Here is a 15,562-nt window from a genome sequence, read left to right as displayed (position 1 = left end):
TAGCAATAAATCTTACCCCATATTATCTACTTGGCAATTAACTATACCACAACTAGGATTACCTGGGTTACTAGCTGAATTTTGTGTACAAGTATTCCATGCACAAGAGAATTCAACTTTCTCTTCTAATTTTTCCAATATATCGTAATAATCTTTGCCTTCTTTAATTTGCATAATACTACTCTCCCTCAATTAAATTATGAACTATATTGATTAAATAAAGATTTACTAAACATTAGCAATATAAAGATTGATAAGACTTTGTCTGATATTAAAACAATTCAAGTTTTGTCAAAATCTAAATTATTCCTTAAATTCTAATTCATTTAAAATGTAGGCATATGACCACAAATATTAACATAGCATGTGATAAAGTTTATTGAACACAAATTTAATGCACATGAAAATTCTTCTTTAACTTCTAATTCTTCTATTATTTCTGATATATCTAATTTATCATCCGTATAATATGATGTACACTTTATTTCTTTCATTATTTATATCCATTCCTTTCGCTTCGCTCAAGGCACAAAACGTTATGAAAAATGAAAAACGTTGGCTATATGCGAACTTTTTATTTTATAATTAAGTCATAGGGATACCAGTCAGCTACAAATTACGGAGAGGTAGGTTGGCTACTCTTATTGAAGAGTAACCATATAATTATATGTGTAGACTGCCTTTTCAAACACAAATAAGTGTTCTCCAGACGCGTAACCTTATCTTTGTTTAAACAATTCTCGTTTAAATGCTAGGCATTATTCCTATTGAACCTGTTCGTTCAGAAAGTAGTAACCTATTGATTAAAAATCATGTATCAAATTTGTTGTGGCATTAATATCCACAAAACTTTTGTGGTTACTTGTTAATAATTGCAGAGATATCTGAATGGAATCTACCAGTAAATACCGGATTCCTGTGTACAACATCTTAAAAAAAGATTGTTCCATTGTACTTGCACATCCTAAATATGTTAAATCTATCCGTGGTAAAAAACTGACAAGAAAGATGCTAAATGGATTGCTGACCTGTTTAAGAATAACCTTGTTGCCGGAAGCTTTATGCCCTTTGCTAACATCCGTCAGCTTCGTAACCTTATATGTTACCGTTTTAAACTGACCTGCTTTATGGCTAGTGGAAGGAACAGTTTTCAAAACTATCTCACATTTTCTAACATTCAGTTGGAAAATGTTGTCTCAGGTACTTTTGGTAAAATTTTCCACAAGATTATTGATAAGATTCTCCAAAATCATATTGATATTTCCTTTAATATTAAGTCTCTAATTTATGGTTCCATGAAAAAGAAACTTTCTGAATTGGAACTTGCTGTTCAAAGCTACATTACACCTGAACAGGCTGGTAAATTAAAGATTATCAAAGCATTTGGAAACACGAAAAGCCGAGTTAGAAAAGCTTATTCTTGCTCTAGCTGCAACCTATCACCAAAAACTTGATCTAATTCTAACTGCTCCATCTTTTAAAAACATTTTCTCCGCCATCACTATAATTTCAGAGATTGGTATCAACATGGAGGTTTTTCCTTCAGCGAAACACTTATGCTCATAGGTTGGTTTTACACCAACCAACAAAAAAGTGCAGGCAAGAAAAGTCTGTCCGGATTTCCAAGGCGGAATGCTATATCAAGCCACTTTTAGTGCAATGTGCTAATTCTGTGGTAAAATCTAAAAAACATTGCGAAATTCGCAAACAGAATAAAGTCAGCAGTCTAATAACCTTAACTTTGTCTACATATTCAATTTTTTGAAACTACCAAAAGATGGTTTATTTGCTATTCTCCTAAGTGCTCGGATAATCTCTACTCTTTTTCCTAATTTTTCTATATTCGACTTTTTTTAATATAGACTAAAGTAATACAGTTAAGATTATTATTTAATTTTAACACTTGTTTATAATCTTAGTTTGTACTATTAATATAACATGCATTAGCACCACAACCCCAGAATTCTTCTTTTTCTTCCAATTTTTCTAGGATATCTTCATACTTATTGATTTTAGTAGTTTCCTCATTTTTTGACTTAACATTTACTTCTTTCATTATTATTAATCTCCTTTCAACATAAATAATAAATTCATGCAATTAAAATTATTGTTTAATTTTATGTTTATAATCTCAGTTTGTACTATTAATATAACATGCATTAGCACCACAACCCCAGAATTCTTCTTTCTCTTCTAATTTTTCTAGGATATCTTCATACTTATTGATTTCAGTAATTTCCTTATTTTTTGACTTAACATTTACTTTTTTCATTATCTCACCCCCTTTCAATTTAAGTTGCAACCTTGTATATAATTTGAAATTCTAACTACTTTGTGAAAATTATATTATATATTAGTTCTTCTTTATTGTAACTTAATCTAATGTCGCTACCTAAATGTTTCAAATGAAAAATATTATAACATATCTTTTAATTAAAATTTTCAATCAATAGTTTTATTAAATTCTATAATTTACACAATCTATATTAATTATTGAATAATTCTATTATTGAATATCTAATCATATTGTAAAGAGATGTTATTGACTTAAATGCAAAAAATCCATAAATAATAGTAGAAATCATAATTATTATATTAAATCTAGTTATAAGTGCATATATATTATTTTTACATAACATAATTATACTTATAGTGAAATAAAAATAGAAAATAAGTGATATAATACCATAAGCTGAAACACTATAAATAATCTTATTACTCCACTTTGTTCTTAACTCTTTTAAATAATTATTTACACCAAATATTCGACAAATAACTGCCTTTATCATTATTGAAAACTGCTTATTTAAGTTATATACACCTAAATAATCAGATAAAATCCAGTATCCATCATACTTAAGAAAAGGATTTAAATTAAATAGAATAGACGATGCCAATAATACAGATAAATAAATAAATATTTTTTCATATGTTACTAAGTATAAGATTGTTATAAATACTGTATAAATAGCTTGAAAATACACCCCTGCAACATCAATTAGAATACGTTGCTTTTTACTTAAAAGCCAAGTATCATCTACATCTACAAAAAAAACTGGTGACATAAAATACATACCAATTCCTAGTCCCTTAGGACATATACCGTACTTTAATGAAGCAGATATATGTCCCATTTCATGGAATAATATGCCCCCTATTGCAAAAAGTACAAAGAAAATATATTCTTTATAATTAAAATTTATTTTTTGAGAGTATATTGATATAAAATTAAGTTTTATTAGCACTATTATATTAATAAAAATACTTAATACTGTTATAATACTAATATATCTATTAAATATATTTGAAATTATTTTAAACTTTTTAAGCATTTCTGATCTTAAAATTATCTTTTTAAGCCAAAATCCTGATTTTGATTTTTTTAATATGTTATCTTCTTTATCAAAACAACCAATATTATCCAGTCCTTTTAAAATGTACAAATCTTTATCATTTAAATTTTGTAAAACACTCTTATTTAGTTTAATAGATTCATATCTTTTAATAAATATAACCACGTCTCTATTAACAATATATTTTTTTTGATTTAAATTAAGTATCCATTTTTGTTGATATCCTGAGTAATCTAACTTTGATATTTTAATATTATTTAAACTTTTACCATTTATTTTATCTAATATTTCCATTAATTCCCACCATATCTACTTGCCACTTCTCTAACAACTCTTTCATAAGTTTTCTTAATATCAGCACAATAAGAAGTATATATATCTTTATTTGAGATTTTCGCATGTTCTGGACAATTTCCACCGCAAGTTAGGGAATAACCACATCTTGAACATCTATCAATATTTTGTATTTGTCTATTTTGCCATAAATCCCAAAGAGAATTATACAAAAATTTTTTTTGCTCAAAATCAATTGTGCCAACTCGATTATTTTCATTGTCAACTTCTTCAAGACAAGTATATATATTGCCAAATGCATCAATAACTTTCATTCCTTTTGTTGCTCCACAAGTACTTGTTTTGAAATTAGGTACTAATTGTTTAGAATCAAATATTGCTTCAACATCCCTAAACATAACTTTATATTGTGCATTATAACACATGTTAACAATTTTATTATCATCTAACTTAACATTTTCAATAACATCACTATCATATATTTTTTCTTTATTAGAAAGGTAACAAGCATGTACACTTTTAGTATAAAATGAAAATTTATTATTAGTATACCATCCACTATTTTTAATAAAATCATGTAACTTTTTTACACTATGATAATTGTCTTTATCAACATTAACTCGTATAGATATATGAGGACCTTTATCAAATTTCAAAACATTATCAATATTTTTGGCAATTACTTGAAAAGTTGCTTCACCATTTTTTAAGAATCTCCTACTATCATGCATACACTCATCACCATCTAAAGTTATTTGCAATTTGGAAAAAGCACCTATCTCAAAAAATTTATTATAATATTGCATTTCATAACCATTTGTTATTGCATCAATTTTAATTTTTCTATCATTAGATTTTTTTAAAATATATTTGATTATTTCATAATTTTCTTTTAGAAAAGGTTCTCCTCCAAATAAACTTATACTTATTTTCTTATCATTATAAGTATCTTTGTCAATTTCATTGTAAATAATATCAACTAAACTTTTATCCATTATCTTATTATTAGATTCATTTTTTACAGTTTTTAATTCAAAACAATATGGGCATCTAAAGTTACACTTATATGATGGAATAAATACATAAGATGATACTTTTGATTTACTTATTTCTAAAACTTTATTAGCTAATTTAATAAATCGATTTCGATCTTCCTCTTTATCTTTTATTAAATAACCTTTTTTATGTAATTCATTAAAAATATTTTTTTCAATATTTTTCACTTCATCACCTGAATTTTTTGCTTTAATTAGATTTATTGCTATATTTTTTTCAACAATATCAATATTATTAAGATAAGAGTGAATTAATATATATTCTTTTTCATTAATTTTAGAAATAGTAATATAATTACTAACAAACATATTCTTTCATCCCTTCTTTAATCATATTTATAACACTAAATTGCTCATCAATAATATCTCCAAAGGAAGATATTTTAGTATTATATATTTTAAAGAGCTCATAACATTTGTTTAAATTTATAATCATATCTTCAATATGATTATTTAAGTATTTTTTTAAGTAAAATTTAAATATATCATTTTTATTATTGGTATTACATTGGAATTTAGAAATATATGTATAATAATTAAATTGATTTTTATTTAGATCCTCTTTTATATCCTTAAAATCATCTAATAATTGTGTGTAAATATTTAGGTAATTTAACATATTATTTATTGTAGAAAATTCTAAAACATTTTTACTTTTAATCGCCATTCCTGCAACTAATAGTTTAGATAATGCTGGCTTTCCTAAGCACATTTTTAAATATTCCTTTTTTGTAAATTTTATCATATAATTATTACTTAATCTATTTTCTATAAGTATTGCATTAAAATATTCTTTATAAAATTGTTCAAAGTAATTCCAAAAAATGCTATTTTGTTCATATACATATGAATACTCTCTAATAAGATCATTTCCTACGATATACTTCTCAATAATATAATTCACATCAAATTTATTGCCTTCAAGAAGTCTATCAACAAAAATAATATGATCAACAATTCTTTGATAAAACATTGAAAACTTATCCAACAGTTCATTTTTTATCGGAAATAATTCAGCAAATATATATGGATATTTATAGTACATACCTTTATCTATTATAGTTGAATTGTTAAGCTCATATTTATTTCTTAATTTTTCATAATAAATATTTAATTCACTTTTATTATACATACATCATCCATCCTTACTCTTATTTTTTAATTCTCTACACGAAACTTAGTATAGTATTAGTGTAAATTATATATATTTCAATGTAAATTTATATAATTTAACTTCTTGTCTTAGTCAAATTACTTAAAGTTTACTTAAAATATCCTAATGATAAGCATAAAATAAAATATCATGATTGATTATTACATCAAAATCTAAAATATTCTTTTATTAACCAATTCACTTATTTAAATACTCAACTTTTACAGGAGAAAAGCGATAGCTTTTGTTTTATATAAAAAGGCAAAGCATTAATAAAACTATCGGTTATTATGTCAATAATCTCTTTTGAAAGTAAAATTTTTTCTTTTAATATATCCTTTAGAGTAGTTATAATAACCTGTAATGCTTAACAGAATTTAATATGTTGAAGTTCATTACATAAATGATATAAAAATCCACCTACTGTACATAAATCTTTGCTATTACGATTCTCTAAAGATAGCATGATATCCCTTGGAAATACTATAGTAGTATGTGCTACCATGAAATCATAAGAACGACCTTGAAATTCTTTACCAAGTTTTCAAAATAACTTATTGATTTTGAAAAAAATTCAATGTCCCAACGTTTTCCGTAAATTCTTATGATTTCATCATCGAATAGAAATATATCAGTAGATGTAATGGCAAACCATTGTCTAATTCTATTTCTATCACGCACAAAAACTATTTTGAATTCTATTTTTTTTACCATCTTCATCAGTACCTATACCAACAACTATTGAAGATAAAATTTTAGCTTTTCTTCTTTTTAATAGAAGCATATAGAGATTTAAATTTTAAAATTTCCATTGAAGTTTTGGAATAAGTAAACTAACTGTCAAAAAGAACATAAGAAGCTGAAATACCAATTCCTATGACACTTTTGATTAACTTAAGCATTGCATCAGGCGACTTTAGAACATACTCCTTACGTAGTTTGGAACCATTGGTTCCTTTGTCTAAAGTCTGATTTTCAGGTTATAGTCTATTTTACTCTTTTGCAGATTCGCAACTGTTAGGAGTTTATATCTTCCTTTACTGAAACATAGTATGTTATACTTAATAGCACAAGATATCAATGGAAAGCTTTTAGCATATTTTTTTAAAGATTATAATCTTATGTGCTACAATTTGATTTTATACATTCATTCACCTCATGTAAACCCAATTGCTGTAAAATATTGTTTTTATACCTCAAATAGTAAATATTCTATATTTTTATACATTTATGATAAAAATATAATATTTTACGATAATTTTTATAGTATGGATTTTTATATGAAAAATTTAATTAAAGTATTGGTTCGTAGGAATTCTTCAAAATCGAAAAAACATAAAATTACAAAACTCAGAATGTACGAAAAATTGGAACCTGAAAAGTTTTCTATGCAAGTGGATTTTGCTGAAATGATTGTAATGAATAAAGGTGTACCTAAAAAAGTAATTGTCTTCTGTGCTAAACTTTCCTATGGTAAAGGGAAATTTATAAAGGTATATCCAATTATAAATAATGCTTTTATAAATCTATTATATATTCTTATAATTTTTATAGGATTTCCCTAATAAAATGTATATTATTGGAGTAATCAACACAGCCTCTTCTAATATAGAATAAATAATTATATTCACATAAACTGAATGAGGTAACATTATACTTATTATAATTAATAATACTACTACAACTATAGATTTAATCTTTAAACTTCTCCTAAGCTTTTTACTTATAAGTGGACGTTCAGCGGTATCTGCAGGAGCATATACACTAATTAAAATAAAGCTTACTATATGGTACTGGCGAACCTTCTAAAAGATACATAAAGTTCACATCTCTTTTGCATGATTTCTCCATTGTTCTTGATGAATAGTTGTGATTCATGTAAGAGTAAAGTACAATCTTCAGCATCTGACGTGGTGTTGCTTGATTCTCCCTTATACGGGAGTAAGTCGAATACAAATCTGTTAAATCCATCTCGGATTGACCCCTTTATTTTCAACAAAAGCTAACGAATGCTAACTATATTATAGATTTTCTTATAAACTCATTTGGACTTAAATAATTTAAGCTTCCATGAATTCTTTCTTCATTATAGAACTCTATATACTCATCAATAAGCATATACCCGTGAGTAAAGTTCCTAATCTCATTCCAACTAATGCACTCCTTAGAAAGTAAGGAATGAAAGGACTCTATATGTGCATTATAGTTAGGTGAGCTTGTTGGGATAAGCTCATGATATATATTATTTGTTTTGCAGAATTGTTCAAATTTTACAGATGTAAACTGGGGACCATTATCGCTTCTTAAAACTATATTTGAAGTAACATTATTCTCTATAAGTGCTCTTTTTACAGCTGTTTTTGCATCTTCTGTGGTAGCAGTTGGTGTAATTTCTCTACCAACTAATTTTCTAGAATAAACGTCAATAATATCAGTAAGCATTATAAACTGTCCATTTAAAGCTTTTACATACTTTATATCAATTTGCCATAATTTATTTATAGCTTTTACATCTCTTGCGATAGCAAGATGTCCTTGCTTAGTGTGTTTTACATATGGAAGAAGCAATCCTAGCTTTTTAGCTAATCTATATACTTTTTTGGCATTAAGTTGAAGTCCATGACTCCTACGGAGTATACAAGTTACTTTTTTATAGCCATAGAATGGATATTTTTCACATGCCTCATGTAAAAGAGTTTCAATAACAGAGTCATCAACAATGCAGTTGTTTATTCCATATGAAAAACCAGGTATTGGTCTACCGACATTTCTTATTGATGATTTTTTATCCACAACAAGTTTTTTCCTTGGGTAAAATGATGTTCTTGATATTTGTAATAGCCTACATGCTCTAGAGATCTTAAGTCCCTTTCCAGTATATTTTATTCCAAGAGTCTTTTTATCTTCTAACGTAGGTAATTCTTTTTTTTTAATAATTCTTGAAGCATATCAAGTTCTAGCTCTTTTTTGCCAATAAGCTCTTTAAGTTTACGGTTTTCTTCTTCTAGAGCTTTTTCTTTAGGCGTAGCCTTTTTATCCTTTGGCTCTGTTGCATTAATTACATTAAGTTGCTTCTTAAATGTAGATAATGTTGATGATGTAATTTCATATTTTTTGCATATTTGTGCATTAGTTAACCCTTTATTTAATTCTTCAACTATTTTAATTTTTTCCTCTAAAGTATACTTTCTTCTTCCCATAGTTCTAACCTCCACTGTGTATTTTTATACTACCATGCTCGTTAGATTTTGTCGAAGGTTATTATGGGGTCAGAGAGATCTCCTCTACAAACTGACTTAGCAAACGCACCGAATCATTATCTAGAATCATGTAATCAATATTTAATGGAAGTTTTAATTGATAATTTCCACGATTTGAAGTATAATTTTTATGTAAATTAATGTGTTTGGTCATATATTAATTTTACAATAGATCTTTCACTCTTCCGAGTGGGAGATTTATTTTTTTATGCAAAAAAACTGTCGCACTAATTTTTTTAGTGCGACAGCCCCTTAATGAAAACCTCAAACTTAAAAATATATTTCCTAAAAATATTATATAATTCATAAGAATACATTTTATATTTGATCCAGTATGAACTCCACTAGCAAAGGTTCTAAGTATACCAAAAGATACCACTGCTACTATACAATAATTAAGCATACCTAAAAAATATGCAGTTAAAAATAAGATAATAAATTTATTATTATGACTTGAATTCCATATTGAATTTTTTCAAATTCCTCTTCTGACTTGTCTACATTGTTTTTTATTATTTCTATACATTTTTTACTTATCTTTTCATCTAAATTCATTAAAATACTCCTCTAAGTTTAATTAATATTGACCTTTTAAGGCAAAAAACTAATATTTTACGATATTTTATAGAAATATGTATATTTAGTGCCATATAATTAATTACGGAAAACATTATCTTTATTAAATGGAGTGATAATATTATGAAAAGTTCTAAAATTGCACACAAATTATCTCTATTAGTTTGTACAATAGCTATAGGAATAGCTTCTACTTCATCTTCTATGTGTATTTTATGGTCCTTTAGTGAGTGTAAAATGCCTAAATCCTTATATAAAATAGACTAAGCATTCTTAAAATTACAAATTATAAGTTCTTGCTTAAAAACACAATTTTCCATACTGGTATTTAAAGATATATTACTATAATTTGTATTTATAATACTCATAGCAGATTTTAAACCAACTCCCCTGTTTATTCCTTTAGTTGAGAAGTTCTTTTTATATAATTTATACACAGGTGGAGTATTTTCCAGACAAGAATTATTTATTATAAAAGTAATATTAGTATCATCCTTTATGATTGCTAATTCAATAAATTTATTTTCACATAATTCTGCTGCTTCAATAGCATTGTCAAATAGTATACCAAGAATTCTACATAAATCTATTATACCTATATATATCTCATTTATAGCTTCTTCAACTTCAATATTAACCTTTATATTTCTTTTCTCAGCAATATTAATTTTAGATGATATAAACACTTTTATTGGATTTATTTTTATATAGTGAAGTTTTGTAAAGGAGATGTCTTTAACCATAATTTCTTCACTTTCAGGCAGTAATTCCTCTCTATAAAAATTTTTCAGTTTATTTATATCATCCAGTTCAATGTAATAACCTATTATCTTTATTATATTTGTATAATCATGCTTAAATTTTCTCAAATCATCAGATTGATTTTCAATCATATATGTATATTCATTAAGACTCTTTAGTTCCTCATCTTTATATTTATTTTCTAATTTATACCTATAATTTCTTGCACTCAAATAATTAATTATAATTACTAATATAATAAAAATACTAATAATAGAAAAATTTACTATAGCAACTAATCTAGTATAAGTTTGAAATAAATATCTAAACAAAATTAGTGATAAATATATGGATGTTAAAACCATAATTAATGATAGTACTAAAAGAAATAAATTTTTATTGTTTTTGTTAAAAAAATTATTATATTTTATTTTTCTAAAAAATATATTTAATAATTTACTTATAATAGTTGACATTAGAAGAATACTGACTGCAGCAAATAAATATATAATCTTATTACTTAATATTTCTGAGTAATCAAATTTAAAAATATCCATAAAAATCATTCCAGTAAATGCATCACTTAAAGCGATTATTATCTGGGTAACAACAGAAACAAATATTGAATAAATCAAACTTCTAATAATTATATACAAATATATTATTAGAACAATTGTCAAAACTGGTGTTGAAAATTCATCTTCTTTATAAATAAGTAGTAAATAAAGTGTACTAAAGCTAAATGCAATCACACCTACAATATGTTTTAAATCAAATTTAGAAATTATAATATTATTTATAATAATCCCAATATTTATAGATACAACAAGTACATATGCCATATTAAAAATTATATTATACATATGCTTTCAACCCTTTTAAATAACGTTTTGAAACAAGACAGCTATCTCCATTTATCATATATATAATACATTCTCTTGCATCTACCGATCTAATTTTACTTGTATTTACCAAATATGATCTATGACTTCTATAATAATTTGAAGGCATCTCATCTTCTATATCTTTTAATTTACCATAGAATTCAAAAATACCCTTTTCAGTATGCATTTTAAGCTTATGATCTATTTCCATGGTCTCAAAGAATAATATTTCATCCATGTAAAAATTGGTAACTTTATTATTATATTTTATTGCTATGGTCTTTCTTTCCTCAGAAGTAATTCTTTTATAGTTATTATAAGCTTGAAATAAGCATTCTGATATATCTTTTCTAAGAATATCATCATCCATTTTTAAAATATAATCAAAGGCTTGTACCTTATACTTGAAGGTTAAAAATGAGGATTCTACATGAGAGGTTACAAATACTATATATCCTCTAAGGTCATATTTTCTGATATTCTTTGCAAGTTCTATACCATTCATGTCAGCCTTTAAATCTACATCTAAAAAATAAATGAAACACTTTTCTTTATTTTTCCTTAAATAATCAATTACATCTTTAGGATTACTCGTAGCTAAATCAATAGAAGAATCTATTTTCAGATTTGTTAACTCATATTCTATAATGTCTTGAATTTGTCTTAGTTGAACCTTATTATCTTCACAAATTATAATATTAAGCATTTTTCACCACCTAGTAAATTTAAAAATTTGTTAACAAACATTATTATAGTAAATTATACAAATTATTGCAACTTTTTAGTCGAATTATATTAAATATAAGCTAAAGCTGGTTAAACAGTGCTTCCTATTGCATTAAAACAACCTAATTCTATTTTAATATCCATCACTCTTATTCTACGTTGTTTTAATAAAATGTATTATATTATTAAATTTTTATAAAGAAATATTCACTCTGTTGACTTCTACCTTTAACTAGAGGATAATTTCTCGATGATATAACTTTAAAATATAAGCTATATTTAACAAGAACTATTTTCATCAGAAAGGAGTTTGTAAAATGTCAAAAATTTTAATTCTCAACATCCCAATGCATGGTCATATAAATCCTACTATTGCTCTTACTAAAGAATTGGTAAAGAGAGGACATGATGTTACCTACCTCATTAATGAAGAATTTCGAGAAAAAATAGCTTCTACAGGAGCAAAAATTATAACTTATGAAGTACAAAATGACAAAAAACTCTTCAAAAGAATTTTCACTGTTATGTCAACCATCTACTACAAAGCCTTGGAAATTGGGAAGAACTTTGACTGCATTATTTATGAAATGGGCTTTTTCTTTGGTGCCAAGCTAGGCGAAGAATTAGGCATCAAAACGGTTTGTCTTACCTCTACCTTTGCTTTAAATAATAAAATTACAGATGATTTTGCCAAAGGCAAAAGCTTCTTGCATAAAATCATGGAAATCAAATTATTGAGAAAATTACTTTCAATAGTTTTAATTAAAGATAAAAAATTGAGACATACTGATTTGATGTATGAATTAATTGATCACAATCCTGATTTAAATATTGTTTATACCTCTAGACAATTTCAAATCCATAATGAAGATTTTGATGAAAAGCACTTTGTGTTCATAGGACCTTCCGTGGGAGGCCGTATACAAGATAGTGATATTCCCTTTGATAAAATGAAATCAAAAATTATCTATATATCCTTGGGAACTGTATCTACAAATTCTCTTAAATTCTTTAAAACTTGCATAGGAGCCTTTAAAAACACTGATGTTTCCGTAATTATGTCCATTGGTAAACAAATAGACATTGAAGATTTGGGTACAATCCCCAATAATTTCTATGTATATCCTTTTGTTCCACAGGTGGCAGTATTAGAACATGCAGATTTATTTGTTACCCACTGCGGTATGAACAGTGCCAATGAAGCTATGTATTATGCTGTTCCAATCATTGGAATTCCACAAAGGGCTGATCAGCCAATTGTAGCAAATCGCATGGTACAACTTGGCTTAGGTGAAATGATTGATAAAAAACATGTTACTGCTGACAATTTAAAGGAAAGGACAATGAGGGTTTTAAAGGACTCCACCTATAAAACCAATATGACCAAAATGCGTGAAGAAATGCTATCATCAGGCGGATATATGAAAGCAGCAGATGAAATAGAAAAATATATTTATGAAGATCAATTTGCTTACAAAGCCGCTTCCTCTTAGAATTTTAGTCTAATTTAGACAATTATATATATTCATTATAAATAATGTAAAAAATAATAAGAAGGAAAAGTTATACAATATACTGTTTTACAAAAAAATCAAACCACCAATTAGTTATGCATTAAATATAAACTAATTGGTGGCTAAACAACTCCTGACTCATTAGAACAATCTGATTCTATTTGAATATCCATCACCCTTCTTCTCATTGTTTTTATAATGTGTATTACACTATAAAAAATTTTAACTTTTGATTTCCTTTAAATACAATCTTCCTCGATACATATATATTGATCAATAAAATAATTAATTAATATAGTGTACTAATCTATATACATATCTTTACAATTATATTTAACTCTAATACTTTTAACATTAGTAAATATTATTCTATTTTATATTTACTATAGTTTAATATTACTAAATGTTTTTGGTTTCTTGAACATTCTATTAAATCAAACGTTCAATACCTCTATTACCAGTATACTTATAACTTACCTTTATAAATATTTAATTATTTACTTTTGCTATTTATAAGTTTTCTGTTAGTAGATTTTTGGATTTACTAATTCTCTAATATTACTACCTTATTATTGTTTTAGTTTTTATGAGTCAGGATTGCTTTATAAAGAAGTTTTTGCTCTACTAATAAGTTTATCTCTCCTTCTTAAAGTTTTTAAGCTTTAAGCTAGATTACTTATTTTTAGATTAAGATTTTTAAATAAATAATAGGATTAACATCCTTCTGTTATTTAAAATCTTTTTATATCTTCTTTATGTCTTCATTATAATGTAAACGTTTATAATTGTCAACTGTTTATTTAAAATAAATATAGCTATGGCTTTTATGTTTAAATTAAAGTGTTATCAAAATTTCATAACCTCTAGGGTCTTGTATACTTTTTAATGGATTCATACTTAGATTTATTTTTTTCAGAAGGATCAATATATTCAAAATCTCCATTAATATTTTTCCTTATACCCAATCTTTCATACTGATTATTCTTTACCTTATGCTTATTCACCAAAATTATCACCTCTAATAGCTAGTATGCAAAATAATTAATTGAATTATACCTACATTTTAGTATAACCACCTTTAGTTGAAATTCACTAATTCCAATATAAACTTTATAAGTATTAAAACTTTAAAAACTGAAAATAACTTTATTGAATTTAAAAGAAATTTAATTATTTTTTCATACCCGTATAAATGAAAATAGCATCCCTTAAAAATTCTGCTGCTCCTGGCTGCTCTTTATCATAGTAGGCTGTAAATCTCTTATCATCCACGTACATTTGAGCAAGTCCTACATGGGCTTCTTTATTGTAGCTTCCCCAGGCAAAAGTTATCCATTTGCGATGAAGCTCTGCGGTTTTTTGTGCCAATTCTCCTGATGGATTACCAGTAGTAAAAGCTTCTTTTAAAGTTCTTAATATATCCTCTCCAAGTTTCTCAAACTCATCATATTGCTGTTTTGTCATATTCTTGAATACATTATTTGACTCATCAACTCTTTTATCACCATACTTTTCTCTAATTTCTTTACCATATTTTTTCTCATTATCTTCAATCAGCTTATCTTTAAAACCTTCAAATTTTTCTTTATCAGACATTGTAATGCCCTCCTCTGCTGCGGCTATGGTTTTATCAACATTTGCAATTAAAAGATCCAATTGCTCTCTTTTTGCCAGAAGTCTTTCTCTATGCTCTCTTAGAGCTGTATTTGCATCAAAGGAGGGTGAAGTCACAATATTTTTAATGTCTGAAAGACTTACTCCAAGTTCCCTGTAAAAGAGTATCTGCTGAAGTCTGTCTACTTGTTCTTTCCCATAAATACGATACCCTGAGGAATTGATTCTTGCCGGCTTAAGAATTCCAAACTCATCATAATATCGTAATGTCCTTGAGCTTACTCCCGCTATTTTAGCAAACTTTTGTACCGTATATTCCATACCAGCACCTCCTGACAACATAAATATATACCTTTACGCAGCGTCAATGTCAATGGGTTTTTATTAAAATT

The 15,562-nt window shown here is 26.2% G+C and carries 22 protein-coding genes and 1 pseudogene; 4 read left to right on the top strand and 19 right to left on the bottom strand.

The features are described 5' to 3' along the window. Positions 1 to 12: 12 nt before the first annotated feature. Both CLPA_RS21035 and CLPA_RS21030 read right to left on the bottom strand, forming a co-directional pair. Positions 13 to 174 carry a hypothetical protein gene (locus CLPA_RS21035; RefSeq protein ID WP_155760350.1) on the bottom strand — a complete coding sequence of 54 codons (162 nt, stop codon included), beginning with the start codon at positions 172 to 174 and terminating at the stop codon, positions 13 to 15. Between the two features lie 152 nt (positions 175 to 326). Next, entirely contained in the window at positions 327 to 494 is a 168-nt protein-coding gene (locus CLPA_RS21030) for a hypothetical protein (RefSeq protein ID WP_155760349.1), read from the bottom strand. A 633-nt stretch (positions 495 to 1,127) separates the two neighbouring features. Between CLPA_RS21030 and CLPA_RS21970 the strand changes: the two genes are divergently transcribed. Next, positions 1,128 to 1,454 carry a hypothetical protein gene (locus CLPA_RS21970; protein WP_004455162.1) on the top strand — a complete coding sequence of 109 codons (327 nt, stop codon included), beginning with the start codon at positions 1,128 to 1,130 and terminating at the stop codon, positions 1,452 to 1,454. A 461-nt stretch (positions 1,455 to 1,915) separates the two neighbouring features. Here CLPA_RS21970 and CLPA_RS21025 read toward each other — a convergent pair whose 3' ends face one another. From CLPA_RS21025 to CLPA_RS21015, 6 genes are all read right to left on the bottom strand, one after another. After that, positions 1,916 to 2,056 carry a hypothetical protein gene (locus tag CLPA_RS21025; RefSeq protein ID WP_155760348.1) on the bottom strand — a complete coding sequence of 47 codons (141 nt, stop codon included), beginning with the start codon at positions 2,054 to 2,056 and terminating at the stop codon, positions 1,916 to 1,918. A gap of 75 nt (positions 2,057 to 2,131) precedes the next feature. Continuing rightward, entirely contained in the window at positions 2,132 to 2,272 is a 141-nt protein-coding gene (locus tag CLPA_RS21020; RefSeq protein ID WP_155760347.1) for a hypothetical protein, read from the bottom strand. Between the two features lie 214 nt (positions 2,273 to 2,486). Next, positions 2,487 to 3,647: a zinc metalloprotease gene (locus tag CLPA_RS02295; RefSeq protein ID WP_004455161.1), complete on the bottom strand. Its 1,161-nt coding sequence runs from the start codon at positions 3,645 to 3,647 to the stop codon at positions 2,487 to 2,489. Continuing rightward, the gene (locus tag CLPA_RS02290; RefSeq protein WP_004455159.1) at positions 3,647 to 5,011 is read right to left on the bottom strand and encodes a radical SAM/SPASM domain-containing protein; all 1,365 of its coding nucleotides are present in this window, start codon (positions 5,009 to 5,011) and stop codon (positions 3,647 to 3,649) included. The genes CLPA_RS02295 and CLPA_RS02290 overlap by 1 nt, the downstream gene beginning before the upstream one ends. Further along, complete coding sequence (locus tag CLPA_RS02285) at positions 5,001 to 5,834, bottom strand: class 1 isoprenoid biosynthesis enzyme (RefSeq protein ID WP_004455157.1); 834 nt, start codon at positions 5,832 to 5,834, stop codon at positions 5,001 to 5,003. Before CLPA_RS02285 ends, CLPA_RS02290 begins: the two co-directional genes overlap by 11 nt. A gap of 519 nt (positions 5,835 to 6,353) precedes the next feature. After that, a complete protein-coding gene (locus CLPA_RS21015; protein WP_152414168.1) occupies positions 6,354 to 6,536 on the bottom strand; it encodes a hypothetical protein in 183 nt (60 codons plus the stop codon). A gap of 371 nt (positions 6,537 to 6,907) precedes the next feature. On the opposite strand from CLPA_RS21015, the gene CLPA_RS21010 reads away from it, so the two are divergent. After that, on the top strand, positions 6,908 to 7,420 hold the full coding sequence (locus CLPA_RS21010; protein ID WP_004455154.1) for a hypothetical protein: 513 nt from the start codon (positions 6,908 to 6,910) through the stop codon (positions 7,418 to 7,420). On the opposite strand, the gene CLPA_RS22050 is transcribed toward CLPA_RS21010, so the two are convergent. The 7 genes and pseudogenes from CLPA_RS22050 to CLPA_RS21825 all read right to left on the bottom strand — a co-directional run bounded on the left by CLPA_RS22050 (position 7,385) and on the right by CLPA_RS21825 (position 9,670). After that, on the bottom strand, positions 7,385 to 7,630 hold the full coding sequence (locus CLPA_RS22050; RefSeq protein ID WP_418219442.1) for an accessory gene regulator B family protein: 246 nt from the start codon (positions 7,628 to 7,630) through the stop codon (positions 7,385 to 7,387). The genes CLPA_RS21010 and CLPA_RS22050 overlap by 36 nt on opposite strands. A gap of 13 nt (positions 7,631 to 7,643) precedes the next feature. Continuing rightward, positions 7,644 to 7,829, bottom strand: a pseudogene (locus CLPA_RS22045) (transposase); the annotation flags it as partial. Between the two features lie 42 nt (positions 7,830 to 7,871). Continuing rightward, positions 7,872 to 8,789: an IS3 family transposase gene (locus CLPA_RS20250; protein WP_257786239.1), complete on the bottom strand. Its 918-nt coding sequence runs from the start codon at positions 8,787 to 8,789 to the stop codon at positions 7,872 to 7,874. Then, the gene (locus CLPA_RS02265) at positions 8,762 to 9,055 is read right to left on the bottom strand and encodes a transposase (protein WP_003442347.1); all 294 of its coding nucleotides are present in this window, start codon (positions 9,053 to 9,055) and stop codon (positions 8,762 to 8,764) included. The genes CLPA_RS20250 and CLPA_RS02265 overlap by 28 nt, the downstream gene beginning before the upstream one ends. A 61-nt stretch (positions 9,056 to 9,116) precedes the next feature. Continuing rightward, a complete protein-coding gene (locus CLPA_RS21005; RefSeq protein WP_155760346.1) occupies positions 9,117 to 9,269 on the bottom strand; it encodes a hypothetical protein in 153 nt (50 codons plus the stop codon). Between the two features lie 9 nt (positions 9,270 to 9,278). Further along, positions 9,279 to 9,518 carry an accessory gene regulator B family protein gene (locus tag CLPA_RS22040; protein ID WP_076719208.1) on the bottom strand — a complete coding sequence of 80 codons (240 nt, stop codon included), beginning with the start codon at positions 9,516 to 9,518 and terminating at the stop codon, positions 9,279 to 9,281. A 17-nt stretch (positions 9,519 to 9,535) separates the two neighbouring features. Then, the gene (locus tag CLPA_RS21825) at positions 9,536 to 9,670 is read right to left on the bottom strand and encodes a hypothetical protein (RefSeq protein ID WP_004455151.1); all 135 of its coding nucleotides are present in this window, start codon (positions 9,668 to 9,670) and stop codon (positions 9,536 to 9,538) included. A 144-nt stretch (positions 9,671 to 9,814) separates the two neighbouring features. Between CLPA_RS21825 and CLPA_RS20670 the strand changes: the two genes are divergently transcribed. Continuing rightward, on the top strand, positions 9,815 to 9,958 hold the full coding sequence (locus tag CLPA_RS20670; RefSeq protein WP_087946535.1) for a cyclic lactone autoinducer peptide: 144 nt from the start codon (positions 9,815 to 9,817) through the stop codon (positions 9,956 to 9,958). Here the strand turns inward: CLPA_RS20670 and CLPA_RS02260 are convergent. Together CLPA_RS02260 and CLPA_RS02255 are read right to left on the bottom strand one after the other, a co-directional pair. Next, positions 9,955 to 11,274, bottom strand: coding sequence for a sensor histidine kinase (locus CLPA_RS02260; RefSeq protein WP_236900371.1), 1,320 nt, complete (start codon positions 11,272 to 11,274; stop codon positions 9,955 to 9,957). The genes CLPA_RS20670 and CLPA_RS02260 overlap by 4 nt on opposite strands. 13 nt (positions 11,275 to 11,287) lie before the next feature. After that, positions 11,288 to 12,022, bottom strand: coding sequence for a LytR/AlgR family response regulator transcription factor (locus CLPA_RS02255; RefSeq protein WP_004455147.1), 735 nt, complete (start codon positions 12,020 to 12,022; stop codon positions 11,288 to 11,290). Positions 12,023 to 12,359: 337 nt separating this feature from the next. Between CLPA_RS02255 and CLPA_RS02250 the strand changes: the two genes are divergently transcribed. Beyond that, positions 12,360 to 13,535, top strand: a complete 1,176-nt coding sequence (locus CLPA_RS02250) for a macrolide family glycosyltransferase (protein ID WP_004455146.1) — start codon at positions 12,360 to 12,362, stop codon at positions 13,533 to 13,535. Positions 13,536 to 14,419: 884 nt separating this feature from the next. Here CLPA_RS02250 and CLPA_RS21325 read toward each other — a convergent pair. Both CLPA_RS21325 and CLPA_RS02245 read right to left on the bottom strand, forming a co-directional pair. Beyond that, positions 14,420 to 14,563, bottom strand: a complete 144-nt coding sequence (locus tag CLPA_RS21325) for a hypothetical protein (protein ID WP_004455145.1) — start codon at positions 14,561 to 14,563, stop codon at positions 14,420 to 14,422. A 163-nt stretch (positions 14,564 to 14,726) separates the two neighbouring features. Beyond that, positions 14,727 to 15,491 carry a MerR family transcriptional regulator gene (locus CLPA_RS02245; RefSeq protein ID WP_004455144.1) on the bottom strand — a complete coding sequence of 255 codons (765 nt, stop codon included), beginning with the start codon at positions 15,489 to 15,491 and terminating at the stop codon, positions 14,727 to 14,729. Positions 15,492 to 15,562: the final 71 nt, after the last annotated feature.

It is taken from the genome of Clostridium pasteurianum DSM 525 = ATCC 6013 (genome assembly GCF_000807255.1).
Classification (GTDB): domain Bacteria; phylum Bacillota; class Clostridia; order Clostridiales; family Clostridiaceae; genus Clostridium_I; species Clostridium_I pasteurianum.
This window is presented reverse-complemented; position numbering and strand designations above follow the sequence as displayed.

Bases quoted from the DNA above. Each gene is read 5' to 3' on its own strand.
- CLPA_RS21035 (WP_155760350.1), bottom strand. From the start codon at position 174: ATGCAAATTAAAGAAGGCAAAGATTATTACGATATATTGGAAAAATTA.
- CLPA_RS21030 (WP_155760349.1), bottom strand. From the start codon at position 494: ATGAAAGAAATAAAGTGTACATCATATTATACGGATGATAAATTAGAT.
- CLPA_RS21970 (WP_004455162.1), top strand. From the start codon at position 1,128: ATGGCTAGTGGAAGGAACAGTTTTCAAAACTATCTCACATTTTCTAAC.
- CLPA_RS21025 (WP_155760348.1), bottom strand. From the start codon at position 2,056: ATGAAAGAAGTAAATGTTAAGTCAAAAAATGAGGAAACTACTAAAATC.
- CLPA_RS21020 (WP_155760347.1), bottom strand. From the start codon at position 2,272: ATGAAAAAAGTAAATGTTAAGTCAAAAAATAAGGAAATTACTGAAATC.
- CLPA_RS02295 (WP_004455161.1), bottom strand. From the start codon at position 3,647: ATGGAAATATTAGATAAAATAAATGGTAAAAGTTTAAATAATATTAAA.
- CLPA_RS02290 (WP_004455159.1), bottom strand. From the start codon at position 5,011: ATGTTTGTTAGTAATTATATTACTATTTCTAAAATTAATGAAAAAGAA.
- CLPA_RS02285 (WP_004455157.1), bottom strand. From the start codon at position 5,834: ATGTATAATAAAAGTGAATTAAATATTTATTATGAAAAATTAAGAAAT.
- CLPA_RS21010 (WP_004455154.1), top strand. From the start codon at position 6,908: ATGTTATACTTAATAGCACAAGATATCAATGGAAAGCTTTTAGCATAT.
- CLPA_RS02265 (WP_003442347.1), bottom strand. From the start codon at position 9,055: ATGGGAAGAAGAAAGTATACTTTAGAGGAAAAAATTAAAATAGTTGAA.
- CLPA_RS21005 (WP_155760346.1), bottom strand. From the start codon at position 9,269: ATGACCAAACACATTAATTTACATAAAAATTATACTTCAAATCGTGGA.
- CLPA_RS22040 (WP_076719208.1), bottom strand. From the start codon at position 9,518: ATGCTTAATTATTGTATAGTAGCAGTGGTATCTTTTGGTATACTTAGA.
- CLPA_RS21825 (WP_004455151.1), bottom strand. From the start codon at position 9,670: ATGAATTTAGATGAAAAGATAAGTAAAAAATGTATAGAAATAATAAAA.
- CLPA_RS20670 (WP_087946535.1), top strand. From the start codon at position 9,815: ATGAAAAGTTCTAAAATTGCACACAAATTATCTCTATTAGTTTGTACA.
- CLPA_RS02260 (WP_236900371.1), bottom strand. From the start codon at position 11,274: ATGGCATATGTACTTGTTGTATCTATAAATATTGGGATTATTATAAAT.
- CLPA_RS02255 (WP_004455147.1), bottom strand. From the start codon at position 12,022: ATGCTTAATATTATAATTTGTGAAGATAATAAGGTTCAACTAAGACAA.
- CLPA_RS02250 (WP_004455146.1), top strand. From the start codon at position 12,360: ATGTCAAAAATTTTAATTCTCAACATCCCAATGCATGGTCATATAAAT.
- CLPA_RS02245 (WP_004455144.1), bottom strand. From the start codon at position 15,491: ATGGAATATACGGTACAAAAGTTTGCTAAAATAGCGGGAGTAAGCTCA.